Annotated in this window: 23 protein-coding genes, 2 tRNA genes and 1 pseudogene; 8 read left to right on the plus strand and 18 right to left on the minus strand. The window is 50.6% G+C overall.

Features of this window, described 5'->3' with window-relative positions; translation table 11 throughout:
• Nucleotides 1–4 precede the first annotated feature (4 nt).
• Both ACYUBO_RS07355 and ACYUBO_RS07360 read left to right on the plus strand, forming a co-directional pair.
• A complete protein-coding gene (locus tag ACYUBO_RS07355) occupies nucleotides 5–1,309 on the plus strand; it encodes a type II restriction enzyme (RefSeq protein ID WP_460373322.1) in 1,305 nt (434 codons plus the stop codon).
• A 181-nt stretch (nucleotides 1,310–1,490) separates the two neighbouring features.
• On the plus strand, nucleotides 1,491–3,332 hold the full coding sequence (locus tag ACYUBO_RS07360; RefSeq protein ID WP_460373323.1) for a hypothetical protein: 1,842 nt from the start codon (nucleotides 1,491–1,493) through the stop codon (nucleotides 3,330–3,332).
• 101 nt (nucleotides 3,333–3,433) lie between these two features.
• On the opposite strand, the gene ACYUBO_RS07365 is transcribed toward ACYUBO_RS07360, so the two are convergent.
• From ACYUBO_RS07365 to ACYUBO_RS07385, 5 genes are all read right to left on the minus strand, one after another.
• Nucleotides 3,434–3,610 (minus strand): hypothetical protein, encoded by a 177-nt coding sequence (locus ACYUBO_RS07365; protein ID WP_460373324.1) that lies wholly within the window; start codon nucleotides 3,608–3,610, stop codon nucleotides 3,434–3,436.
• Between the two features lie 158 nt (nucleotides 3,611–3,768).
• Nucleotides 3,769–3,840, minus strand: a tRNA-Ala gene (locus ACYUBO_RS07370).
• A gap of 219 nt (nucleotides 3,841–4,059) precedes the next feature.
• A complete protein-coding gene (locus tag ACYUBO_RS07375) occupies nucleotides 4,060–5,277 on the minus strand; it encodes a nicotinate phosphoribosyltransferase (RefSeq protein ID WP_460373325.1) in 1,218 nt (405 codons plus the stop codon).
• A 232-nt stretch (nucleotides 5,278–5,509) separates the two neighbouring features.
• On the minus strand, nucleotides 5,510–5,716 hold the full coding sequence (locus ACYUBO_RS07380) for a DUF2281 domain-containing protein (protein ID WP_300329068.1): 207 nt from the start codon (nucleotides 5,714–5,716) through the stop codon (nucleotides 5,510–5,512).
• Between the two features lie 249 nt (nucleotides 5,717–5,965).
• Nucleotides 5,966–6,658 carry a GNAT family N-acetyltransferase gene (locus ACYUBO_RS07385; protein ID WP_460373326.1) on the minus strand — a complete coding sequence of 231 codons (693 nt, stop codon included), beginning with the start codon at nucleotides 6,656–6,658 and terminating at the stop codon, nucleotides 5,966–5,968.
• Between the two features lie 451 nt (nucleotides 6,659–7,109).
• Here ACYUBO_RS07385 and ACYUBO_RS07390 point away from each other — a divergent pair, with 451 nt between their 5' ends.
• Nucleotides 7,110–7,316, plus strand: a complete 207-nt coding sequence (locus ACYUBO_RS07390; protein ID WP_300329062.1) for a hypothetical protein — start codon at nucleotides 7,110–7,112, stop codon at nucleotides 7,314–7,316.
• A 121-nt stretch (nucleotides 7,317–7,437) separates the two neighbouring features.
• Here ACYUBO_RS07390 and ACYUBO_RS07395 read toward each other — a convergent pair whose 3' ends face one another.
• Both ACYUBO_RS07395 and ACYUBO_RS07400 read right to left on the minus strand, forming a co-directional pair.
• Nucleotides 7,438–8,118: a GNAT family N-acetyltransferase gene (locus tag ACYUBO_RS07395; RefSeq protein ID WP_460373327.1), complete on the minus strand. Its 681-nt coding sequence runs from the start codon at nucleotides 8,116–8,118 to the stop codon at nucleotides 7,438–7,440.
• Nucleotides 8,119–8,201: 83 nt separating this feature from the next.
• Nucleotides 8,202–8,279 (minus strand): annotated as a pseudogene (locus tag ACYUBO_RS07400) (pirin-like C-terminal cupin domain-containing protein); the annotation flags it as partial.
• 205 nt (nucleotides 8,280–8,484) lie between these two features.
• On the opposite strand from ACYUBO_RS07400, the gene ACYUBO_RS07405 reads away from it, so the two are divergent.
• Together ACYUBO_RS07405 and ACYUBO_RS07410 are read left to right on the plus strand one after the other, a co-directional pair.
• Nucleotides 8,485–9,156, plus strand: coding sequence for an MTAP family purine nucleoside phosphorylase (locus ACYUBO_RS07405; RefSeq protein ID WP_460373328.1), 672 nt, complete (start codon nucleotides 8,485–8,487; stop codon nucleotides 9,154–9,156).
• A gap of 2 nt (nucleotides 9,157–9,158) precedes the next feature.
• Nucleotides 9,159–10,478 (plus strand): amidohydrolase, encoded by a 1,320-nt coding sequence (locus ACYUBO_RS07410; protein ID WP_460373329.1) that lies wholly within the window; start codon nucleotides 9,159–9,161, stop codon nucleotides 10,476–10,478.
• Nucleotides 10,479–10,500: 22 nt separating this feature from the next.
• Here the strand turns inward: ACYUBO_RS07410 and ACYUBO_RS07415 are convergent, their stop codons facing one another.
• The 7 genes from ACYUBO_RS07415 to ACYUBO_RS07445 all read right to left on the minus strand — a co-directional run bounded on the left by ACYUBO_RS07415 (nucleotide 10,501) and on the right by ACYUBO_RS07445 (nucleotide 17,321).
• Complete coding sequence (locus ACYUBO_RS07415; RefSeq protein ID WP_460373330.1) at nucleotides 10,501–10,782, minus strand: ubiquitin-like small modifier protein 1; 282 nt, start codon at nucleotides 10,780–10,782, stop codon at nucleotides 10,501–10,503.
• Between the two features lie 118 nt (nucleotides 10,783–10,900).
• On the minus strand, nucleotides 10,901–12,685 hold the full coding sequence (locus tag ACYUBO_RS07420; RefSeq protein ID WP_460373331.1) for an aldehyde ferredoxin oxidoreductase family protein: 1,785 nt from the start codon (nucleotides 12,683–12,685) through the stop codon (nucleotides 10,901–10,903).
• A 388-nt stretch (nucleotides 12,686–13,073) separates the two neighbouring features.
• Entirely contained in the window at nucleotides 13,074–13,595 is a 522-nt protein-coding gene (locus tag ACYUBO_RS07425) for a YIP1 family protein (RefSeq protein ID WP_300332523.1), read from the minus strand.
• A gap of 20 nt (nucleotides 13,596–13,615) precedes the next feature.
• Nucleotides 13,616–13,813, minus strand: coding sequence for a hypothetical protein (locus ACYUBO_RS07430; protein WP_460373332.1), 198 nt, complete (start codon nucleotides 13,811–13,813; stop codon nucleotides 13,616–13,618).
• Between the two features lie 42 nt (nucleotides 13,814–13,855).
• Complete coding sequence (locus tag ACYUBO_RS07435; RefSeq protein ID WP_460373333.1) at nucleotides 13,856–14,323, minus strand: hypothetical protein; 468 nt, start codon at nucleotides 14,321–14,323, stop codon at nucleotides 13,856–13,858.
• A gap of 69 nt (nucleotides 14,324–14,392) precedes the next feature.
• Nucleotides 14,393–15,337, minus strand: coding sequence for an aldolase (locus tag ACYUBO_RS07440; protein ID WP_460373334.1), 945 nt, complete (start codon nucleotides 15,335–15,337; stop codon nucleotides 14,393–14,395).
• Between the two features lie 283 nt (nucleotides 15,338–15,620).
• Nucleotides 15,621–17,321, minus strand: coding sequence for an AMP-binding protein (locus ACYUBO_RS07445; protein WP_460373335.1), 1,701 nt, complete (start codon nucleotides 17,319–17,321; stop codon nucleotides 15,621–15,623).
• A 95-nt stretch (nucleotides 17,322–17,416) separates the two neighbouring features.
• On the opposite strand from ACYUBO_RS07445, the gene ACYUBO_RS07450 reads away from it, so the two are divergent.
• Nucleotides 17,417–17,596, plus strand: a tRNA-Trp gene (locus ACYUBO_RS07450).
• 77 nt (nucleotides 17,597–17,673) lie between these two features.
• Entirely contained in the window at nucleotides 17,674–18,864 is a 1,191-nt protein-coding gene (locus ACYUBO_RS07455) for a bifunctional 5,6,7,8-tetrahydromethanopterin hydro-lyase/3-hexulose-6-phosphate synthase (protein ID WP_460373336.1), read from the plus strand.
• A gap of 144 nt (nucleotides 18,865–19,008) precedes the next feature.
• Here the strand turns inward: ACYUBO_RS07455 and ACYUBO_RS07460 are convergent, their stop codons facing one another.
• On the minus strand, nucleotides 19,009–19,440 hold the full coding sequence (locus tag ACYUBO_RS07460; RefSeq protein ID WP_460373337.1) for an FKBP-type peptidyl-prolyl cis-trans isomerase: 432 nt from the start codon (nucleotides 19,438–19,440) through the stop codon (nucleotides 19,009–19,011).
• Between the two features lie 99 nt (nucleotides 19,441–19,539).
• On the opposite strand from ACYUBO_RS07460, the gene ACYUBO_RS07465 reads away from it, so the two are divergent.
• Nucleotides 19,540–20,298 (plus strand): creatininase family protein, encoded by a 759-nt coding sequence (locus tag ACYUBO_RS07465; RefSeq protein ID WP_460373338.1) that lies wholly within the window; start codon nucleotides 19,540–19,542, stop codon nucleotides 20,296–20,298.
• Between the two features lie 2 nt (nucleotides 20,299–20,300).
• On the opposite strand, the gene ACYUBO_RS07470 is transcribed toward ACYUBO_RS07465, so the two are convergent.
• Genes ACYUBO_RS07470 through ACYUBO_RS07480 form a run of 3 tightly spaced genes read right to left on the minus strand, consistent with a single transcriptional unit; the run spans nucleotide 20,301 to nucleotide 22,856 of the window.
• A complete protein-coding gene (locus tag ACYUBO_RS07470) occupies nucleotides 20,301–21,404 on the minus strand; it encodes a sugar-specific transcriptional regulator TrmB (protein WP_460373339.1) in 1,104 nt (367 codons plus the stop codon).
• Nucleotides 21,388–22,368, minus strand: coding sequence for a homoserine dehydrogenase (locus ACYUBO_RS07475; protein ID WP_460373340.1), 981 nt, complete (start codon nucleotides 22,366–22,368; stop codon nucleotides 21,388–21,390). Before ACYUBO_RS07475 ends, ACYUBO_RS07470 begins: the two co-directional genes overlap by 17 nt.
• Complete coding sequence (locus tag ACYUBO_RS07480) at nucleotides 22,365–22,856, minus strand: amino acid-binding protein (RefSeq protein WP_300329585.1); 492 nt, start codon at nucleotides 22,854–22,856, stop codon at nucleotides 22,365–22,367. Before ACYUBO_RS07480 ends, ACYUBO_RS07475 begins: the two co-directional genes overlap by 4 nt.
• Nucleotides 22,857–22,871 lie beyond the last annotated feature (15 nt).

Genomic DNA, 22,871 nt, shown 5'->3' on the forward strand with positions numbered 1-22,871 from the left:
TTTTATGACCACTAAAATGAATGAGGCATGGAATCAGGTCTTTCAAACCCTAAATTTACTTCATACGATTGAAACAAAAGGATACGTTGAGATTTCTGCAACTACCCTGAAAGAGATTGGGGAAAGAGAGCCTCGTCTACTCGCTAAACAGGACACAATTCAATCACGGCCAGATATTTTTAAAAAGCACCATTTATGTATCCTTCCCATTAAAAACGGAGAATATGTCATTTATCGAGATGGGGAAACAAAATCTTATTTCCAATATAAAGACATCTTTGATGAAGTACCCTGGGAATTATATGATCCATCTCCTGAATCGGATACCATTGAAACCCTACAAATTGGTTCAATATCCAGCGAATTCCAGGCTATTGACTATGCAAATATTGCATCCCTTCTGAAAACCTTCACTAATGAGTCACAATTACATCTTACAATAAGGGGAAGGCTTCATTCAGGGAATTTCTCATTACATTTACCTGAAAGCAACAATCAAATCGTTGTTGATGGAGTGCAAATCGAAGTTGATTCCGGGTATGAAGGACAGAATGGGATCTATCTCATTGAGGCAAAGATAGGAAAAAGGGATGATTTCCATATTCGGCAACTCTATTATCCTTGGAAAGAATGGTCAGAAAAAGCAAAGAAACCAATAATTCCAATATTCTTTGTCTATTCAAATGGAATCTTTTATCTCTCAAAATTTAAGTTTGGGGAGCGTTTTGGCGAACTTGAGATCACAGAACTGCGATCATTCTCAATTAATGAGGACCCGAAATTAGACGTTAACCTTGAGGATTTATTAAGTTCAGTTCCAGTTGATGCATTTGAACCTGAATCAATACCTTTTCCTCAGGCAAATGATGTTGATAAGATCATTGACATCATCACATTGTTTGGTGAAGATCTGAAAACCAAGGATCAAATATCTGAATTTTTTGAGTTTGATGAGCGACAGGGCGACTATTATGCAAATGCTGCAGCATACCTTGACTTTCTCCAAAGAGATCTAAATAATACAAGTTCTTTCCTTCTAACGGATTACGGAAAGGAAATAAGGCGTTGTTCAAATCGTAGATGCCGTAATCGTTTATTCATCATTCAACTATTAAAGCGACCATCATTTCGATCTGCAATTCAATTATTACGCGAATCAGGCTTCAATCCAAAGGATATAGATTCCGCCGATCTTGCACGGATTATCAAAGAGAATAATCCAAGATATAATCTTGTTACATCCAGAAGAAGGGCCTCAACAGTAAAAGCCTGGATGAAATGGATTTCCGTGAATGTTAATTTTATCTAATGGGGTTCGGGGTGAGGAATTCTCAGCAGTCTATTCTGGAGCAGACTTTTTCAGGGAGGTTGATGGGAAAGATAGGGGAGATAGTGCAAAGAGTTTAAGTGACAAATCTAAATCCATTTTAAGACAAAAATTATCAATAGGTTATATAACCTAAAAAAAAAAATTAGTTTTGTGTTCTGGCATGCGAAAACCGAAAATTGAAAATTGGAGCTCAGATCCGAGCCTAGACAATATGCTCTTCTTTGCTCAACTAATGGAAGAGATGCTATTTGATTATACTATTGATTCATATAAAGCCCCTGTTTTTAATACTCATTCTCTATGTGACGAGTTGCTAGATGTACTATCTGAAGTTGAAAAAGGATTTCTCCATTTGAAAGCTGCAAGTCCAATCCTAGAGGAGTTATTATGGAATTTACACGAAGACCTTGTAGTTAAAGAATTATTAGGAATACGGTATTCAAAGGTATCTCACCGGCTAAAGGATTACATTATTGTAAAAGAAGTTGGATCTCAAGCATCCCAAACAAATACATTTAGTGAGGATGAGAACTCAAAAAGGAAGATATCAATCAAAAAATTATACTCTGAAGTTGAGACCCTCAAGCAAATATTTGATGTTTATTATTTAGATGCTGTTAAGACAAACCTTTTTTCACGCATAGTGGAAGGTAATAAAAAGAAAGATATTATATTTTTAGTCCGTACATTAATTGCAGAATTGCGATACCTTGGGTACTCACAACAACACATATATTATGAAACTATGCATTTCTTTTTCTTAAATACATCAATTGAAACCGTAGATCAGATTAACGAATTTTTAGGTAAATTTTCTGGAGAACAAAAGACCTGGGTAGTTATATTTAAGATAGATAAACAAATTACCAAATTAAATGAAACCAAATTAGCTACTAAATCTGAAATTATTGATGAAATTCCTATTGAAAAACATATGGCACAACATGAGTTAAAATTTATAAGAAATAAGAATATAAATCAAATTTTTATTAAATTTGAGGAAATTTCTGCTCTCGATCCATTTCAAGCAAGGTTATTTGCAGAACAACATTTAGTTCTAATCAGCAATCTGGTCACTTATAAGACTCACAAAGAAAAATTATCATGGGATGTTCACGCTTTAGTGTATTCAGAAGATAAGCGTGCCATTTCAGTGACACCAGCCATATCACCAATGTTAAAAATTAGGGATATTGAATTAAAGGAACTTCAGAATACAATAGATGAGATGATAGCACTCATTCGGAATACAAATGTAGACACATTTTACTTATTATTTAACTCCTTAAATTTACATGCCTGCGCACTACAGTCGAAAACTCCTGAAAACCAACTAATGAATATGTGGACTGCCTTAGAGACCTTGATGCCTCCTCCAACCGATCAAAGACAAAGAATTTTACAATTTACAGATGCATTTGAACCATTCCTTGGCCGTAAATACATTCAAAAGCTTGTTAATGATCTCCTTCGCTCACTAAACCTAAATTTATCAGATAGCGATTTAAATGAGGTTTTTTCTAAGATACCTTCGCAGTATTCAAAATTCGAGAAATGTGCCCTTTTGGTGGCTCTGAAGGATGAGAATGAGGATTTTCGTGATGAATTATACAATAAACTTGGGCGTAACCCTCTACTAACACACCGAATTTTTTCTTTAATGCAAATGCTTCATTCATCAAATCATATTAGTAACACCATTATTCAACATAATCAAAGAGTTCGGTGGCAATTGCAACGTATATATCGTGCAAGGAATCTTATCACTCATAAAGGTGAGCAAATACAATATGTATCACCGCTATTGGAGAACGCACACTCATATTACCATACAGTTATCGATCTAGTGAAAGAAATTCGTGAAAAGCATGAATACACATTTAACTCCTTAAATGCGGTTTTTAACTGGGTAAAGATTGAACATGAGGCACACCTTGAGCTTCTGAAGAAAGATGAAAAATGCTCTCAAGAAAATTTCAAAGAGTTTTTATTTGGAGTATAATTATCTCTGAAATATATCAAAAATGTTGTCATTAAGGTCAAATTATCCTTTGACCATTATACAAAGGGATTCAAAGGCAGATTTCGAATGAGTAATGGATTTTATATCAGAGCCTTAATTATACAATACCCAATCCCTCCAAGAAAAACAAGCCAGCTGATCGCACCAATTATACCAATATCAACCTTTGCAAGGTATGATACAATTGATATGATGGCACAAAAACCCCACACACCGAGTTCAAAAGGTATCTTCGCATTGTATGTATTTTTTATCATACTATATTCCACCTTAAGTGAACAATACATTAATATAAACACCTATATTAATTGGTGGGAATGCGGTGAAAGTATACTATGATATATAACTCAATGTCGAATAGTAATTTGAATATTTATTATTTACATATTATTTTAGTAAAATATACTTTAAAAAATGGACCGAGCGGGAATTGAACCCGCGGCCTCTACCATGCCAAGGTAGCGATCTACCCCTGATCTATCGGCCCAGCAACAATAGCGTCCTGAGATGATTGTATCCAGCGGCAATAACGCCCACTGACCTTATACTATTCGCAGGAGTCGCATAAATAGATTGTTTATTGGATACCACGGGGCCCCCGGCACTCCCCCATCCTTCGCACCTCTTTCGTCCTTCGCATCCCTTCCATCCTTCACATCTCCCCTGTCCATCACTTCTCTTCCGTCGCTCCTATCTCTTCCCCGCTTCACATCCCTTCCCTGCTCCGCATCTCCTCTGCCGCCCGCCGCCGGGATTCCTCTGTGCTGACGGTGGCAACCGGGCGGCCGGCCCGGATGAGCTCCACGAGGAGGGGGGCCGCCCAGGCGGGTGGTGTCTGGGTGTGGAGGAGGACGCGGCGGCCGGTGTGGGGGTTGCCCCAGCGACTTCCGCCCTGGCTGCTTTCTCCTACGCCCTTCCCGCCGGCCTGATCTGGTTCATCACCGGGAGCATCGTCCCGGCTATCGAGCCGCCAGACCTGCTTCCTTCCGCTGCGGCGGCCGCGTTTGGCGATTGGGGTTCCGTCCTTTTCAACGATGTCGGCCGAGAAGTCGATGACGGACGCATTGGCAATAGCGCCGCCGACCCCGAAGGAATCGACGATATCGCGGAGGGCGGCGACGTCGGCTGCGGTGACGCCGCCTGAGAGGAAGATCTTCACATCCTTGTATCCATGGGTGTCAAGCTCCCACCGGACCTCTCCGATGATGGAGCGGATATCGCCCCGCCGTGACCGGGGGGTGTCGAGCCGGACCGCCGAGCAGCCGATTCTGGCGGCGGCAAGGGCCTCGGCCTTTTCATCCGAGAGGGTATCGCAGAGCATGATCCGGGGCACATCAGGGTCCGCATGCTCCGCATATGCCGCCCACGCCGACTCCGGGGAATCAAAGGAGAGGACATAGGCGTGGGGCATCGTCCCGGCGAGCGGAATCCCGGCGGGGGCGGCCGTATTGCTTACACCTGCAACCCCGCCGATCCAGGCAGCCCGCTCGATCATGGGGGCGATCGCCGGGTGCTGCCGCCGGGAGCCGAACGAGAAGATGGGCCGCCCGGCTGCGACGGAGACGATATGGGCGGCGGCAGTTGCGATCCCTGAGGCATGGCAGAGGAAGCCGAGAAGAGCGGTCTCGAACCGTGCGATATCCCGATATTTGCCCTCGATCACCATCACCGGCTCGCCTTCATAGAAGATCGATCCCTCGGGAAGAGAGTGGATCGTAACCGGCTTCCCGGAGAAGAGCTCCACCACCGAGTCAAGCCCCGCCAGGATACCAAACCCAAGCGGAAGCGACGCAACCGAGACCTCCATCACAACGAACGGGTTCACCCCTGCCTTCTCAAGCACCGCCTCGCAGCGGGGGAAGTAGATGTCGGTGCAGCCACCGCTCTGTATCAGATCAGGATCAAGACTCCCAAACCGGCTCATAGTACATGATCAACAGTACAGGGATAGAAAGATTCCGAAGGGTGATGGGGGGGAGGGGAGAGGGAGAAGGGGAAAGGAATTCGCCTTCATCTTCAACGAGGAGAGCGAGCTTTAAATATCTCCGGGCGTCTGCCTTCCGATAGGAGTTCGATCAAAATCACGGTCTTGACATCCTTAGCATGCTCTTGATCAAGAAGTAATTCAAGCCAAATATTTGTATCCAGAAGATACATCATTCACTTCGCCAGGATAACGACTGCTCCTGAAGCTCAAGAGCAGTATACGTAGTTCGATATCTCCTGAGAGCTCCAGCCCATGAAAGGCGAAGTGGCTTACCCTCTCCGGTTTTCTGTTTTCGAAGGAGCAAGGTAATAAAATCCTTTACCTCTTTCCGATTATCCGGCGAGAGTTCCTGTATAAGATCTTCAATTTCGGTCATATGGAGTTCAATTCCTGAATATTTTTTATATGAAGTCACTTGTCATTCCAAATGACGTCCTTCTGAATTGTATGTATTGGTTATTATCACAAGAATTTTTCCCTTATCCCTATGTATTCTATCCGATCATAACCACCCAACTACCAATAACTACTAATTACTACAAAATTAGTAGTTAACTACCCTCACCCAAACCAAGAGAGCCTTCGCAAATACCAATAAAGAGAGACAGTTACCCCGACCGCTTCTTCACGGCTCAGTCTTCAGAGAATGGGGCTCCAGATCCTTTGCCATCAGGCTGATACCCCCTTCAAGCCCCTGAAAGACACAGGCACCCTCGTAGAAAAACGCATCATAGGCAAGATACCCTCTCTCGGAAAAACCGCACCTCTCAAATGCCCGGCGTGACCGTGCACTTGTGCAGTCCGTTACAACCTGCCGGTACCCCAGCTCCCTGGCGTGGGAAAGTATCTGCCGAATCAGGGCGGTGGCGATCCCCCTTCCCCGGTACGGGCTGCCGACACCTATCTGGTAGATATGAAGGACAGACCCCCGTGCGACTCCTGATCTCTCCATGAACATATCTTCAAGTTCATCGATCATCGAGATCGCCTCAGGAAAATGGCGTGCTAACTCAGCCATCGGTGCACCTTCGGATGTTGGATCGTCAAGGAGGTCAAAACAGAAGATGAATCCGGTGATTCCTCCTGTTTCACTGTCCCTTCCAATGAAGCTCAGGCCATTCTCGGCAAGCGCCAGAACATACGCAAGTGCATCCTGATAGACAGCGGTTTTTTCCGGCGCGATAGCACGGGATGTCGGCTCATCATCAAGAAAGACATCAATATAGAGCTTTGTGACCTCATCTATCTCCAAACTGGTAAGAAGAGAGAAGATCTCCAAAGGAAGGGGGGCCTCTGCCTCGAATGTTTCTTTCGTCAACGAACCTTGAATTCCTTGATCCATCGCTCTTCCTCCGGGTATTGATCAATATGAATGGTACTTCCATAAGAAGAATGCAAGACATCTATCCAACAAAAAAAACCTGTTTAACCATATCAGATCATGATTTGTGGAGTGAAAACAAAACAGGGGAAAAAGCCCGCCCCGCCAGATGGTGAAGGTGACCAAAACCATCGGCCGCACAGAGCACTGGAGCAAAAAGCCTCCCCTAAATGGTAATTATCTTTCCCGGAATAAGAAACTATGCATCACCTTCATAAATACAAAATGATACACAGAGAACAGTTGGATGGATGAATCCCACACTCTATGGCTGCTGCCTGTCAGGAGAGCCAGTCAAAAATCCGCTTTCCTGATAGTCAGAAAACCTTAACATCTGGAAGACAAGAGATTCATCTGCCTCACCAGAGAGGCGGGAGGAGAGAATATAATGGCAGGTTTTACAGATTGGATGGATGACCGGGTTCAGAAGCTCGGCTGGATCGATATGGGGCTGGTGAAGCTCAGCGTCTTTGCCTTTGCGCTCATGGTGGCAAAGCTCTGGGAGCCGATCCTGAGCCTTGAGTGGTACTGGTATGGAATCATCTTCGTTCTGGCAGCAATTCCGCCGATGATCAGGATCTTCAGGCAGGGATAGCCCCGTTTAAAAGAAAAGCCCGGCAGGACCGGGAAGAAGTCCGGTGCAGGAGGCAGCCTGAACCTCAAAAAACGAGTGGGCACCAGTAATCAGCAGTACTCAGCAGTACTGAGCAGTCCTCTCAACCGTCGAGAACCTTCTGCATCAGGTGGACATCCAGCTCGCAATGTGGTAACGGACGCCGTCCGTTTATGGTATAATTACTTACAGAGATACTGTTAATGCTGTGGAATCCGGCTTTCTCATGCAGCTTCCGGGATGCCGGGCTGGTGCATTCAGAAAAAGCATACTTAAATCCCCGGGCTTTGGCTTCCTGAAGGGCAGCCTGCAACAGCCGGAATGCCATTCCCCGGCCCTTATATTCATGGAGAACGCCGATTGCAGCCACATGCAGGCATATACCCTCCCCCTGCCCGAAGAACTCCTGCATGGGGCGGCTGACCTCTTCCAAAAGCCCCGTTATTACCGAGATCTTCTCCATGTCTTCGCCGTCCATACCCAGAGGCATCTCCAGTTCACCTGTGGCAACCGGATCATCACAGGCGATGATCCCAACGGAACGGCTCTCCCGGCTGGAATCCCGGGCAATCCAGCAGAGTGCCTGGGAGAGGAGGTTCTTCTCCCCGCAATAGAGGGTCCGGGTGATAAAATCCATATGCTCCCGGCTTAAGCCGACGCACTCTGCCAATGGCTCATGCTCATAAAAAATATCAATATAGAATGGTACGAAAGGATCGAAATCGATACCTGAAAAACGGTCTATGACGATCTCCCCGCCTATCGGATTGGCCTCTCTCTTCATGGAATAGTGCTCCTGGATCTGCTCGTTGAAGATACAGATCTCACCTGTGAAGGTAGATTTTCACGAGAGAGGAGATAAAGCCCTCATCCCATGATAAACGTCCCGTTTTGGTATTCTGTGAGAGCCTGCCTGACCTCATCCTGTGTATTCATCACAATCGGCCGCCACCGCCAAAGACATCCGCCGCTGCCATATACCCATCCTTAACGGCATGGGAGAAGAGAGCCCTTGGCTTGTGGCATCAGATCAAGGTACTCCGGATCCGACAACACCACTCTGGAGAGTATACAAAAACCATCTCATTCAATAATCCTGAAGTGAAACACTACTTCAGATGGCAGGATACCAGGGGAAGGAGCAGAGACCATGCTCGGAATAATCGGTGGAACAAGCCTCCTCTTTGCGGATCTCCCCCCGCTTGAAGAGAAGGTGATTGCAACACCGTATGGGAAAGCAACCGTCCATTGCGGGGAGATCTGCATGGTGCCACGCCACCAGAACACCCTTCCGCCCCACAAGATCAATCACCGGGCACATCTGGCGGCACTGAAGATCATGGGGGTCGACCGGATCGTGGCATTCGGTTCAGTCGGATCCCTGAAACTGAAGTATCCCCCCGGCACAATCGTCATCCCAAAAGACTTCATCAGCTGGGGCGGCATCCCGACATTCCATGACACCACCATCACCCACGTGATGCCCGGTTTCGATCATGACCTGATCGTCGGCCTCAGCACCTTACACCCGGACATAAAAATCGGCGGCACCTATATCCAGACGATCGGGCCCCGGTTCGAGACGGAGGCGGAGGTGAGGGCAATCGCAAAGATCGCGGATATCGTCGGGATGACGGTTGCAAGCGAAGCAACCCTCGCAGCAGAGCTTGGCATGAAGATCGCCGCTGTCTGCACCGTTGACAACTATGGAAACGGGATCGGCGACGAAGCAATCAGCTATGAGACCATCGTCGCTGCGGCAAAAGAAGGGGGCAGGAGAACAAGCATCATCCTTGAGAGGATTGTTAAGGAGTTTGGATAAGCATGATACCATTTAACAAGCAGACATCGATTCTGATCAAAGGAGCCACTCACAACTGCAGAAAGACCGACATCTTCATCGATGAGGGGAAGATTCAGGCAGTTGGAGAGGGGATCCGATCAGAGTACAAAGGCACAGCCGCATTTGAGATCGATGCCGGAGGCGATGTCCTCCTGCCGGGTCTTGTGAACACCCACACCCACGCGGCAATGAGCCTCCTCCGGGGATATGCAGACGACATGGTCCTCTTTGAATGGCTCTCACAGAAGATCTGGCCTCTTGAGGCACACCTCAATGGCGATGATGTCTACTGGGGAACACGGCTCGCCTGCCTTGAGATGATCAAAACCGGAACCATCGCCTTCAATGACATGTACTTCTTCATGGACCGGGCAGCAGATGCCGTCGAAGAATCCGGGATGCGGGCATGCCTCTCGCATGGATTCATCGATCTCTTCACAGAAGAGAAGCGTGAGGCAGAGATCAAGGCAACCATCAATCTCCACAACCATATCAAATCCAGAAACAACCCAAAGATCACCTTTGCCACCGGCCCCCATGCCCTCTATACCGTCTCGCCTGAGGGGCTTACCTGGTGTGCCGAGTACGCAAACGAACATGATGCCGGAATCCACATCCACCTCTCAGAGACAAAACAGGAGGTAGACGACTGCATCAAAAACAACGGCGTCTCACCAGCCGCCCACCTCGACAAATACGGCATCCTGACAGAGAGAACCGTCGCCGCCCACTGCTGTTATCTCGATGAGGCTGAAACCGAACTGCTTGGGAAGAGAAAGACCGCAGCATCCCACAATCCCGCAAGCAACATGAAGCTCGCAGGCGGAAGAGCAATCCCCTACCAGGCACTGAAAGGTGCTGGCGCCCCGGTGACGCTTGGAACCGACGGATGCGCCTCGAACAACAACCTCGATCTCTTTGAGGAGATGAAGATCGCAGCCCTCCTCCAGAAGTTCGCAACTGGCGATCCAATGATCCTCCCCGCAGAAGAAGCGATTCATATCGCATCCCATGCCGGTGCAGAGGCACTGAGAACGGGCGGCGGTACCATCGCACCCGGATATGCCGCCGACATCATTCTGGTGGACAGGAACGCAATCTGCAATACCCCCTTCCATAATCCAATCTCAAATATCGTCTATGCCTGCGGTGGCAACTCCGTCAGATCTGTCATCTGCGACGGCGCCATCCTGATGCATGACCGCGAGATCCCGGGAGAAGACGCAATCCTCGCCGGAGCAGAAGCAGCAGCGACGGCACTGGTGGCCCGGAGAGAAGACGAGCTGAAGAATCAGTCCTGAAAAACCACTTTTTTTAAATTTCTTATCCGCCGCCAGCCGGGGGGAAGAGGACGACGAGATCGCCATTGTTGAGTCTGGTATCAAGGCCATCAAGAAAGCTGATATTCCGGCCATTTATCAGGATATTCACAAAATCCTTCAGCTCCCGCGTACCATCATGAAAGATCTCATCAGACAGCCCGGGGTATTTCTCCATAAGAATAGTAAGGAGATCGGAGATGGCTGAATTCTCCGGTATCTCCTCTGTACACTTTGAATCCATGATATTCCTGAGCGTGGCAAATGCCTTGACAGTTACCTGCATACTGAATCCATCTCCCTGTATTATCTATATGTCCCTCTTTCCAAAACCAGGCGATCCGTCAGAGGGGGGTCCAGCCCCGGTTCAGCTCCAGACAGGGAACCGGGCAGATACCGGATGATTATGCAAGACCAAGTTCACGCAGCTTCTCCTCTGTTGGTACACCGTCTGCATCCCAGCCCCGGACACTATAGTACTCGCTGAGGAGCGGTTCACGCTCCCACACACGCCCCTTTGGAGCGCCTTCCTTCAGCGGTTCTGTGAGCAGCCGTTTTGGGAGAGTGTCATCTGCCTTTGTGTAGCCAACCTTGATATTGAAGAGCTTCTGGAGATTCCAGATCCGCTCTCCGATCTTGATGAAACCAGCAGCATCGAGATCAATTCCCATTGTGGCGGCGGTCAGATCCGCATAGTCGGTGGCATCAAGGGCAAAGGAGCTGAAGAGACACATGCCGGATGCATCAATTGCTGCCGAGAGATCCTGGAAGACCTGCACCCATGCGGCTTTGCCGTCACTGGTATAGGGATCGAGTTTTTCAGGTGCACCGAGCACCTCGGGAGAGACCATATATCCATAGACATGATCCCCACCACGGTTTGATGTCGCATAGGAGAGGCCATGCCCCTGCAGCCCGCGGGGATCATATGCCGGCAGATCCTGCTTCTTCACACTCATTGAGAGTTCGGGATGGCCGTGCCGTTCGGCAAACCGGTATGAGCCATCAGTCAGTTCAGCGCCAAAGCCTTCCCGGAGACCAATCTGCCTGACCAGGTCGACAATACCAGCAGCATCTCCAAATTTCGGCCCCTCATTGATATAGCCCTTCTCCCGCATCTCCATGGCACAGGCAATTGAGGTCGGGGTGCCGATCGCATCAAGGCCGAGCTTGTTGCATTCCCATGCCGCCTTAATGATAGTATTGAGATCGTCAATCCCGAGATTTGCCCCAAATGCCCACATTGGTTCATATTCGGGCCCTTCATTGACAACACCGTCAACTTCACAGACACGGGAACACTTCACAATACATGCATAACATCCGGCATTCTTCTTCAGGACAGTCTCTGCCATCCGTTCACCGGAGATATTCTCTGCTTTATCGAAATGAGCGCTCTGGAAATTCTTCGTCGGGAGGATATAATTTTCATTGATAATATTGACGAGAACGGCAGTCCCATAGGTGGTGAGTGCCTGGCAGATGCCATTTTCCTGAAGTTTTGTTCTGATACGCTCTTTTACGGCATTTAACCGGTCTTTATCGGCCTCGTCGATCCGGAGATCGCCTGTCGCAACCACGGCCTTGACATTCTTCGATCCAAGAACCGCTCCCGCACCGCTCCGGCCTGCTGCACGATCATGATCGTTGATCACACAGGCAAGGAGACTCTTCTTCTCTCCTGCCGGGCCGATACAGGCGATCTTTGCCTTCTTATCACTGAGATCCGAGAGGAATGCATCGGTTGTCGCATGAACATCCATGCCCCAGTAGGAGGAGGCATCCCGGAGTTCAGCGGCGCCTTCGTTTAGGTAGAGATACACCGGCTTTTGTGATCTTCCTTCAAAGACAACAGCATCAAATCCGGCTTTCTTCATCTTCCATCCAAATGTTCCGCCACTGTTTGCCGACATCAGTGTATTATTGAGCGGAGATTTTGTGCTCACCTCGTACCGGCTTCCAAGAGGAATGCCGGTTCCGGTCGTCGGACCGGATGCAAAGACGAAGATATTCTCAGGCGAGAGCGGATCAACAAGGGGATCCATTCTGTCCGAGATGATCTTTGTTCCAAATCCACGTCCGCCGAGATAATCTCTCTTGAGATCTGTGGGCGTCTCCCGTATATCGATCGTCCCTTTCGTCAGATCGACCCAGGCAATTTTTCCTGCATATCCATCCATCTGTGTCATATTCATTACCTCCTGTACGAAGGATGGGAATGTTGACTCGATTTGTATGCCCACCCCTCAGGGTACCCCGTGTGCACCGTCGTTTGGGAGTTAAGTTAATCAACTTAATATATTCTTTGGTTACGGCAGACAGCGAAAAAGGGAAATTAACCCCTTAGTAAACAAAAAGAGCCTGATTGTAAGATAAAAAATCAAAACTATTCTCTTAAGAGAGGCAGATGAACACGGCAGAGAGATCTGGCCGGGAACCTGGTTTTTGGACACGCTCACACCTGGCTCTTCCCCCTCATGAGAATCGTCCCACCCCAGTAGAGGAAGATTCGATAGAACAGAAAAGGAGAGAGGAGAATCGCGGCGATTGCAAGAAGAAGACGATAGGCCATTCCAATCACCCCTGTCCGATCAGCCAACGGTATGAGAAGAAGAACAGCACAGCTCCCGTTGCAAGCGAGACAAAGGCCGCCCGGTCGATTGAGAGAGAATGGAAGACCCGGATGCCACAGAATGTCAGGATGACGAATGTGATGATCAGAAGAGCCGTAAAAGCGATATTCGGGATGAGAAGAGCCGCCCATGCCAGCGGGATTGCAACCACAAGAGCATAGACAGCGGTTTTCATTGTCATCTCAAAGCTTTTTCTGACATCAACAAAGAGCAGGAAGAAGTGCTCGATAAGGCTCGTTCCAAGCAGGAGAACTGCCCCGGTGAGAAGCCCCCCTGCTATTACAATGATGAAGGGAAGAAGAAAGAGGAAGCCACCGGCATCCCCTTCATGAAGCATCATCAAAAATGATGCGCAGTAGACGAGGATCACAATCCCAAAGTACAGGAGGAGATCATCCCGCAGGGGTTTCTGTTCAATCTGCTGAAATGAACGGAGTATGGTGTTGAATATGGTTTTTGATGACATCGAGTGCTCCAAAAATATGCTCAGGACTTCAGGTTCGATTCAAGCTTCATTGCCATGTACATGCCAGCCATGCCAAACAGGACACCCACATAAAAAAACATCCCCGCAAATCCCCGCTTTGCACCTTCCTCCCAAATCCCAATGAAAAAATGAATTATTACCAGGATCAACAGGAAGGCCAGGATTTTGAGAAACATGATCAGACGCTTACGATCCATGGAACACCCAGGATATACCTGCCTGCATGCGAAAGACCCCCATCATTCTTTCCTCTCCTGTGAATCCTTTAATCTCCAGAGTCCGTATATGCTGAAGATCAGGATAAAACCGACAATGTTTGGAATTACGCCCTCCATCAGCCAGCCAAAATCCAGCTGGAGAAGAAACGTTCCTGCCAGGAAGACAGACCAGATGAGATAGCCGTAAAAACTGCTCTTCAGGAGTGTTTCATTATAGACCGGGCGGCCAAAGATATCCTCCCGCCTCATATTAAGAATGCCGAAGAACCCGACAATAAACGGAATAGTACCTAATAAAAGCCATTGGACAAACGATCCGGGCGAGAGTACCGCGTAAGGACCATGAAAAGTAAAGATCGTATTGAAGAGGATCAGAACCAGCACCAGAAATCCAACGAGGAAACCTCCATAAAGGAGAGCAACCCTCCTCTCCGAATTCTGTGTTTCCTCTCTTCCATCAACGGGAGCCGCCTGATTGGAATCAGGCATCTGCATCCCTCGTAGAGATCATATACTAAAGCCTTGATTTGATCTCTATTATACGTACTGTCCCAATCATCAAACTGTATATTTTCCTTCGATAATCTCCTCCAGCACCGCGAGGGTCTCAGCAGGCGTTCCCTTCCTCCCGACCAGCAGCACCTCCACACGTTCGAGGAGCTGCCGGTAGTACTGCTGCCGGAGCTGTGCCTTGTACCCGCTCTTTACCAGCAGGTGGGGGTTGAAATAAGAGTTCGTCTCCAGCAGAAAGAGCGCTTCTTCGGTAGAAAGCCGCCTGACACCCTCGGCATCTGGTGTCAGCACCAGGATACGACGGAGTGTTGTCAGTGGAAAGATCCGACCCTTCCCAATCGCCCACCGGAGATCCACAACCGCCCGGCCCTCAGCATCATAGTCGGACCGTTCCAGGAGCGGGGCAAACTCGGGCCAGGCAGCGGCGAGATCGGATCGGATATAGAAGTTCTTCTCACTCGAGTACGCAAGCGCCTCATCGCCGAAGATCCTGAAGAAGAACCAGTCATCGGCAATCGCCCGGATCGCCGGGTCAAGGAGGAACCCATACGTCTGGGTCGTCTTCCCGGCACCGGATGTTCCGACAATCGCAAACCCTTCACCCCGTCGATCAAGGCAGGCGCCATGGCAGGAGGCGATCCCGTGGCCGTCCTCCAGGATATCCCCTGCCAGTGCAAGAGCTATTGACTTGATCCACCCGTAATAGGTCATGTTGAAGAGGAACGCAGTCTTTGAGGCGGGATCGTACCGCACCGCGTTTTCGGGAAATGCCGCATTATGCAGGACAAAGAGCCTCCCATGCGATCGGATCGACTGCGATGCAAAGAAGAAGTTCTCTGAAAACCGAAGCCTTACCGCATTGGAATCGGTGAGCAGCTTGATACAGCAGCCATAGATCTCAGACCGGACTTCATAGAGCTTTGAGTGGTTCAAAGCAGCTAACAAAGAATCCTTCTCAGCCGAATCAATCAGAACAATATCATACCCCATGATGAGGTAATTGAGCACTCAATTGATATGAATCTCCCCCCACCAAGGGAACAGACACTATTCACTAACATTACCAGTTATTCATCCCCTAAAAAACAAGACACAGAATGAAGGGGAGAGACCCAGGAATACCAGGAGTGAGAGGGCGGGAGAGGATACACCCTATCCGGGATATTAACAGATGTTAAAGGCAGAAAAACATGAAAGAGCCTTTAAGAGCAGAATATTTTAGGGAATATACAATCTAAATAGAGAGGTGGGAGGGGAGACGAAGAGATCAGCCTCAGGCCGTCTCGACCTTCTCGGCATCCTGGAGGCCGAGTTCCTCAACAGCCTGCTGCCGCATCTTGAACTTCTGGATCTTGCCTGAGATCGTCATCGGGAAGCTGTCGACGAACTTGTAGTACCTCGGCACTTTGTAATGGGCAATTTTGCCTTTGCAGAACGCCCGGATATCCTCCTCAGTGAGAGTATCCCCGTTCTCGACCTTCACCCAGGCCATCAATTCCTCACCGTATTTGATATCAGGAACACCGATGATGTAGGCATCGGCAATCTTTGGATGGTGGTGGAGGAACTCCTCGATCTCGCGGGGATAGATATTCTCTCCGCCCCGGATCACCATCTCCTTCAGGCGGCCGACGATCCGGATGTACCCTTCCTCATCCATAACGCCGAGATCCCCGGTATGGTTCCAGCCATTCGGATCGATGGTGGAGTGGGTGGCGCTTGGATTATTGTAATAGCACTTCATCACCATGTAGCCGCGTGCACAGATCTCCCCCGGCTCACCGCGGGGCACAAGCCGCCGTGTCTGCGGATCGACGATCTTCAGCTCGGTATGGGGCATCACCCTGCCAACAGTCGAGACCCGCCTGACAAGCGGATCATCGACGGTGGACATCGTCACACCGGGAGAGGTCTCGGTCTGGCCATAGACGATGACGATCTCGGACATATTCATCCGGGTATTCACCTCCTTCATCACCTCGATCGGGCAGGGCGAACCGGCCATGATCCCGGTACGGAGAGAATCAAGCCTGTACGAATCAAAGTCAGGGAGTGAGAGTTCCGCGATGAACATCGTCGGGACACCATGGAGAGCGGTGCACCGCTCATCCTGGACAGCCTTCAGCACCGCCTCGGCATTGAAGACCGGGGCCGGGAGCACCATCGTCGAGCCATGGGTAACGCAGGCGAGGTTTGAGAGGACCATCCCAAAGCAGTGGTAGAACGGCACCGGGATACAGAGCCGATCCTTCTCGGAAAACCGCATCCCCTCCCCGATCACAAACCCGTTATTTAAGATGCTGTGATGGGAGAGGACAACCCCCTTCGGGTACCCGGTTGTTCCTGAAGTGTACTGGATATTGATCGGATCATCAAACTCTAAGATCTCTTCCCGCTCCTTCAGCTCTCCGGGTGAGATATCCTCTGCCATCTCATGAATCTCCTTCCAGAGGAACATCCCATCCTTTGGCTCATCTCCAAGGAAGATCACATTCTTCAGGTACGGGAAAGTATCCGAGTTGATCCGGCCCGGCCGCGATGATGCCGCCTCAGGGCATGCCTCATAGAACATCCCGATATAATCCGAGGTCTTGAACTGCCCCTGGATGATCAGGGTCTGCACCTCGGACTGTTTCAGGGCATACTCAAGCTCATAGGTCCGGTATGCCGGGTTGATGTTCACCATGATTGCGCCGATCTTGGCGGTTGCGAACTGGACAACCACCCATTCCGCATAATTGAGCGACCAGATCGCCACACGGTTCCCGCGCTCCACCCCAAGGGCCATCAGGCCGCGGGCAACGACCTCAACCTCTTCGAGGAATTCCCTGTACGTGTACCTGATCCCCTGATGAACCGAGACGAGAGCTTCGGTATCCGGGAATTTTGCCGCGATCTGATTGAGCATTGCGCCAATCGTCTCTCCTCGCAGGGGTATCTCAGACACCCCGCATGTATAGCTGCCTTCCACCATTCCTTTAGACGTACCGGCTCAAGAGGAAAAAAGATATCGAAATATGAGTTCGTAACTTATAAATTACGACACAGCCATTATTACAAGACAGGATCGGGGTCGTGGCCTAGTCCGGTATGGCGACGGGCTCCAGCGGTCTTGGCGTATGATGAACAATCGGGTCTGCTGATTGATGAATTGAGATGATGACCCGTTGGAGCGCTGATGCTGATGTATCCGCTCATACGCTTGTCGGAGAGACCCGTCGATCGTGAGTTCAAATCTCACCGACCCCACCTTTCATTCTTCTGAAAAACGCTCTTTATTTTATAGATCTTCGATCCATAGTTAAGAACAAGGCAGGAACTTTTGTATGTATGCAATAGGTGAAGCATTGGTTGGCGATGGGCCGGAACTGGCACACATCGACCTGTTAGTAGGAGACAAGAACGGGCCGGTGGGATCCGCATTTGCAAATGCACTCTCCCAGCTCTCGGCAGGACACACCCCGCTGCTCGCAGTGATCAGGCCAAACCTCCTGACAAAGCCGGCAACCGTCATCATCCCGAAGGTCACCCTGAAGAAGGGCGAGCAGGTGAAGGAGATGTTTGGGCCGGTTCAGGCAGCAGTGGCAAAAGCCGTTGCAGACTGCCTCGAAGAGGGGCTCTTCAATGGCATCAATATCGATGACATCGTCATCATTGCCAGTGTCTATCTCGCACCTGATGCGGAAGACTACAACCGGATCTACCGGTACAACTACGGGGCCATGAAACTCTCACTCTCACGGGCATTCGAATCCTTCCCTGACGAGAAGACGATCCTCCACGAGAAGGACCGTGCAGCACACGGCGTCATGGGCTTCAAGGTCCAGCGGCTCTGGAACCCCCCATACCTCCAGGTTGCCATGGATCTCGTCGACATGAAGCAGGTCGAGAAGGTTCTGACAGAACTTCCGCAGAACGATCACCTCATCATCGAGGCAGGCACCCCGCTGATCAAGCAGTTCGGCCTCTCCGTCATCGGCGAAATCAGGAAGATGAGGCCAAACGCCTTCATCATCGCGGACTTAAAGACCCTCGACACCGGCAACCTCGAGACCCGGATGTGCGCAAATGCATCAGCTGACGCAGTAGTCATCTCCGGCCTTGCCCCGATCTCAACCATCGAGAAGGCAGTCCTTGAAGCACGGAAGACCGGCATCTATGCAGTCGTCGATATGCTCAATGTCGAATCTCCGTTAAACCTTGTAAAGGCGCTTGCCAAGATCAATGCACTCCCGCATGTCGTTGAGATGCACCGTGCAATCGATGCAGAAGGAAGCGACTATGCCTGGGGCGACATCCCCGCCATCAAGAAGGCAGCAGGCGGAAAGATCCTTGTGGCAACCGCAGGCGGCATCCGGGTGAATGTGGCAAAGAAGGCACTCACATCCGGAGCGGACATCCTCGTCGTCGGCCGTGCCATCACCGCAAGCAAGAATATCCAGCATGCGGCAGAAGAGTTCCTCGAAGAGATTAATTCAGAAGAGATCGACCAGTTCCGTATCATGACAGACTTCTAAATCTCTTTTTTTCCATTTCCCAAAATATCCTTTTTTCAAGAATTAGCGCCTTAAACGTGAGGCGTAAAGAGTTTTGGATAATAAACAAATGAGTAAAAAAATAGCAGGAAATATATTCCCTAAAAATGAGGATAGCTCCTCACTTCACTCTTTAATCTCAACGAGCGTTATTTCAAAGACGAGCGTCTTTCCGGCGAGGGGGTGGTTTGCATCAAGCATCACCGCATCATCGGTGATCTCGGTAATCTCCACCTCGATGATCTGGTCTTCGCCGACCTGCACCTGGAAACGGTCTCCGACACCCGGAGTGATATCCGGCGGGAACTGGTCCTTTGGCACCGGGAAGACCATCTCTTCATTCCGCTCGCCATAGGCCTCTGCTGCCGGGATCTCAATCCGCCGGGACTCGCCGGCAACCATTCCCAGAACACCCTGGTCAAAGCCGGGGATTACCTGTCCTGCGCCAACTTCAAACTCCAGCGGTTCACGTTCAAGTGACGAGTCAAAGACCTCGCCGTCTTCGAGCGTGCCGGTGTAGTGGACTGAAACTACGTCACCAATTGCTGCTGCTGTCATACCTGAAGGCGTAAGGGTTGAGGATATAAGTAAGAATCGGTTTTTCTACCCAGACCACGGAAGAGAGAATACATATTACATAACTGCAATTCTCTCAGTATGGAGAAGAACCCCCTGCTGGTGCAGCATACAACCGCCCATGACTACCGGGAGAAACCCTTCGACCTTGCAATACTCCCGCTCGGATCGCTTGAGAGCCACGGCGGCCATCTCCCCTTCGCAACCGACGCCTACACTGCCGCCATCCTGGCAGAAGAAGTAGCAAAGCAGATACCGGGGACCGCCGTCCTCCCGGTTGTGCCCTACGGCGTATCAGAACACTACCGGGACTTCCCCTTCACCATCTCGCTCAGGTTCGGGACAGAGATTGCCATCATAGAGGATATCCTTGAATCCCTCCACAGGGAAGGAATCAGGCACGTCTTCATCCTAAACGGCCATGACGGCAACATCGCACCGATCGAGATCGCATCGAGAAAGGTGAAAGTCGCCCACCCGGAGATGAAGATCGCCTCGCTCGGTGCATGGTGGGAATCGATCGCCCCCCTCCTCCCCGAAGGATTCTTCGAAGTCTGGGGGGGGCTTGGGCATGGAGGCGAAGGAGAAACATCCTTCAGCCTCGCCCTCTTCGAAGAGCTCTGCCAGATGGAGCATGCAGCAGGACGGGTACCGGATCTCCCGGAGTTTGGCGAGATCAAATGGCTCTTTTCGGAGATAACCGATTGCGGCGCAACCGGCGACCCGACGAAAGGAAGCAGGGAAAAGGGACTTGTTATGAAGAAGGCGCTTGTTGACGCGATCGTCCAGATGCTGAAAGAACTCAATGCAACAGGCTGGAACTACGGATACAAACCCTGAGATCAGATCGGGATCCTGGGGTTCAGGAGCACCTCATCCCCGCACCCGTGGAGTGAAACGGCAGCCAGCGCACCGATCACACCGCGGCCGCCGGCGATCCTGATCCCCGATGCCTCTGCAAGTGACTTCGCCTCGTCAATATCGATACGATCAGATCTCGCTTTTGCCCCATAGGCAAGGAGCCCCTCAGGGCGGGAGAGGCCGACCTTCACCGCAATTCCCCAGTGCGGGGATGAAGACTCTCCGGCAATAAAGGAGGTTGCCTGATCGATAATCCCCGGAATCTGGTGCTCTTCTGCTGCAAACTCGATCAGGCTGCATGAGTTGCCTGCCGTCTTCTCGGCAATCGCAGGCGAGAGCATCGCGACATGATGGGCAATCATCATCACGCCGTCCATCCTGCCGATATGCTGGAGAAGGGCATAGGCGAGGGCAAATGTCGCACCGCTCCCTTCCGAATCGGTATCATCGATCCCGATCGCAACCAGCCGGAGCGCCTTTGTATAGACATCCCCCTCGACAATATTGCCGTTCCTGCGGGTATGCACCGCCAGCACACCACGCGCACGTGACATCATCTCGGTCAGGGAGTATGAAGGGCCGCCAAACGACCGGATCGTCTGGATGATCTGATCCCCTTCCTTCCGGATCGCAACAACACTGACAGCCGGGAGGGGGGAGAGGCCGACATCCGCAGAAGCATCCCCAAAACGGCCCCGTTCACGGAGGAGGGTCCCATCCCTCCGGACAGTGGAGAGGGCGCCGCCTGCACGCCCATGATGGTGGCGGCAGAAGGCGGCGCAGCCAGAACTCATACACTCATGGTAGATCTCGACAGAATCCTCATCACAGGTTGTAAAGATCCGTTTGCAGAGTGTCCGGGGAAGAGCGGTCCGGGCAATATAGCGTGCAGGCTCCCTTCCCCTTCCCGGAGCATCGAGGAGAATACATTCTTCCGAAACAAGACGGTTCGTCCAGTCCTGTGCTGTCGTCCTCGGGATACCGATCCGGCGGGCGATCTCTGCCACAGTAAAAGAGCCTTCATCCAGCGTAATACGACGCATCAGGGAGAGGATTTTATTCCTCTTCTCAAGCACCCCGGTCATATGCATCCCTGATGAAGTTGAGATCGGAGAGTATCGCACTGGCGGTCGGGTAGGGGCCGGCACCTTTTCCAATGAAGGTCACCGGTCCCGCCAGATCGCAGCAGACTGAGATCGCATTCAGCGTCCCGTCCACAACAAGCGGGTGGTCAAGCGAGATGACACGGGGTGAGACCCGGACCTGGTTCTTCCCGGGCAGGATCTCGCCAATAAGCCGGATCGTCGCGCCTTCTGCCTCGGCAAGGCTGAGCGCTTCGGGTGTAATCGAGTCGATCCCGGTGATCGCAACATCAGATAACCTGATATCCATCCCAAGAAGCGTATTTGCCAGGATCACGAGCTTGATGGCAGCATCGATGCCTTTCACATCATAGGTCGGATCCGCCTCGGCATACCCGAGATCACGGGCCTCCTGAAGCGCCTGCGGATAGGTGAGCCCCTCGTCCCGCATCCGGGTGAGGATATAGTTGCAGGTCCCGTTCAGGATGCCGTGGAGCGAACTGATCGTATTGCCGGCAAGCCCCTGCCTGAGCCCGGAGACGATCGGCACCGCTCCTGCAACGGTCGCCTCGTATCCAAGCTTCACCCCTTTCTGGTCAGCAAGCGCTTTGAGCTCATGGTAGGCACAGGCGATCGGTCCCTTATTCGAGGTGACGACATGTTTTCCCATGGCAAGTGCTGATCTGATCGTTGAGAGGGCAGGCTCCCCGGTATCTGCGTTCGTGGGCGAGACCTCGACAAGGATATCAAATACACCTGAAGAGAGGATAGCAGCACTCCCAATCCCTGTATCCCCGCAGAGCCCTGTTTCCTCCTTCCGGGCAAGAATATCCGGGATATTAAGGCCGTCTGCATCAATGGCGGCAGAGCGGGAATCTGCAACAGCGGTGATGGTAAAGCCCGTATCAGCAAGCGCCCGTGCAAGCCCCTGCCCGACTGCACCGAACCCGATGATCGCGACCTTCATTCGACACCCTCCAGCGGTTCGAGGATGAGAATATCCTTCTGTGCTGCAACCTCGCGGAGGATCCGAACAGCATGAAGCATATCTTCGGGAGAGACCGCACGGAGCGTAATCTTGGCAGTCGACGGCTCGTCGATTGCGGGCATCACCATATGCAGCTCCGAGACCTCTGCAAACCCTGTCTGATCGATACGGTCAACGGTATCGGTGAGATCGGTATGCATCAGGTGTCCGATCATAATCAGCGACTGTTTCTGGAGGAGCCGCTGTTTGCCGATCCTGACGACCCCGCACCCCCGTTCACGGAGGGCTTCGATCAGGGCATCAAGCTTCTTTTCAGCGAGTTCAAGGACGATATCCACCGTCAGGGTGTTCTCGGCAGTCGTCTGGTCGCGCTGGTGGATGATCGTTATGATATTCCCGCCGATATCCGAGATCGGTTTCAATGCTCCAAGCAGCTGGCCCGGAGTATCCTTCAACTCAAGCTTCATCGAGATCTGCAACGC

This window comes from Methanocalculus sp. MC3 (genome assembly GCF_054767395.1).

Coding starts and splice junctions, on each gene's coding strand:
- ACYUBO_RS07360 (WP_460373323.1), top strand. CDS start 1,491: ATGCGAAAACCGAAAATTGAAAATTGGAGCTCAGATCCGAGCCTAGAC.
- ACYUBO_RS07380 (WP_300329068.1), bottom strand. CDS start 5,716: ATGACCGAAATTGAAGATCTTATACAGGAACTCTCGCCGGATAATCGG.
- ACYUBO_RS07410 (WP_460373329.1), top strand. CDS start 9,159: ATGATACCATTTAACAAGCAGACATCGATTCTGATCAAAGGAGCCACT.
- ACYUBO_RS07375 (WP_460373325.1), bottom strand. CDS start 5,277: ATGAGCCGGTTTGGGAGTCTTGATCCTGATCTGATACAGAGCGGTGGC.
- ACYUBO_RS07395 (WP_460373327.1), bottom strand. CDS start 8,118: ATGAAGAGAGAGGCCAATCCGATAGGCGGGGAGATCGTCATAGACCGT.
- ACYUBO_RS07440 (WP_460373334.1), bottom strand. CDS start 15,337: ATGGGGTATGATATTGTTCTGATTGATTCGGCTGAGAAGGATTCTTTG.
- ACYUBO_RS07460 (WP_460373337.1), bottom strand. CDS start 19,440: ATGACAGCAGCAGCAATTGGTGACGTAGTTTCAGTCCACTACACCGGC.
- ACYUBO_RS07455 (WP_460373336.1), top strand. CDS start 17,674: ATGTATGCAATAGGTGAAGCATTGGTTGGCGATGGGCCGGAACTGGCA.
- ACYUBO_RS07415 (WP_460373330.1), bottom strand. CDS start 10,782: ATGCAGGTAACTGTCAAGGCATTTGCCACGCTCAGGAATATCATGGAT.
- ACYUBO_RS07425 (WP_300332523.1), bottom strand. CDS start 13,595: ATGTCATCAAAAACCATATTCAACACCATACTCCGTTCATTTCAGCAG.
- ACYUBO_RS07355 (WP_460373322.1), top strand. CDS start 5: ATGACCACTAAAATGAATGAGGCATGGAATCAGGTCTTTCAAACCCTA.
- ACYUBO_RS07390 (WP_300329062.1), top strand. CDS start 7,110: ATGGCAGGTTTTACAGATTGGATGGATGACCGGGTTCAGAAGCTCGGC.
- ACYUBO_RS07480 (WP_300329585.1), bottom strand. CDS start 22,856: ATGAAGCTTGAGTTGAAGGATACTCCGGGCCAGCTGCTTGGAGCATTG.
- ACYUBO_RS07420 (WP_460373331.1), bottom strand. CDS start 12,685: ATGACACAGATGGATGGATATGCAGGAAAAATTGCCTGGGTCGATCTG.
- ACYUBO_RS07405 (WP_460373328.1), top strand. CDS start 8,485: ATGCTCGGAATAATCGGTGGAACAAGCCTCCTCTTTGCGGATCTCCCC.
- ACYUBO_RS07465 (WP_460373338.1), top strand. CDS start 19,540: ATGGAGAAGAACCCCCTGCTGGTGCAGCATACAACCGCCCATGACTAC.
- ACYUBO_RS07365 (WP_460373324.1), bottom strand. CDS start 3,610: ATGATAAAAAATACATACAATGCGAAGATACCTTTTGAACTCGGTGTG.
- ACYUBO_RS07435 (WP_460373333.1), bottom strand. CDS start 14,323: ATGCCTGATTCCAATCAGGCGGCTCCCGTTGATGGAAGAGAGGAAACA.
- ACYUBO_RS07430 (WP_460373332.1), bottom strand. CDS start 13,813: ATGGATCGTAAGCGTCTGATCATGTTTCTCAAAATCCTGGCCTTCCTG.
- ACYUBO_RS07445 (WP_460373335.1), bottom strand. CDS start 17,321: ATGGTGGAAGGCAGCTATACATGCGGGGTGTCTGAGATACCCCTGCGA.
- ACYUBO_RS07470 (WP_460373339.1), bottom strand. CDS start 21,404: ATGACCGGGGTGCTTGAGAAGAGGAATAAAATCCTCTCCCTGATGCGT.
- ACYUBO_RS07475 (WP_460373340.1), bottom strand. CDS start 22,368: ATGAAGGTCGCGATCATCGGGTTCGGTGCAGTCGGGCAGGGGCTTGCA.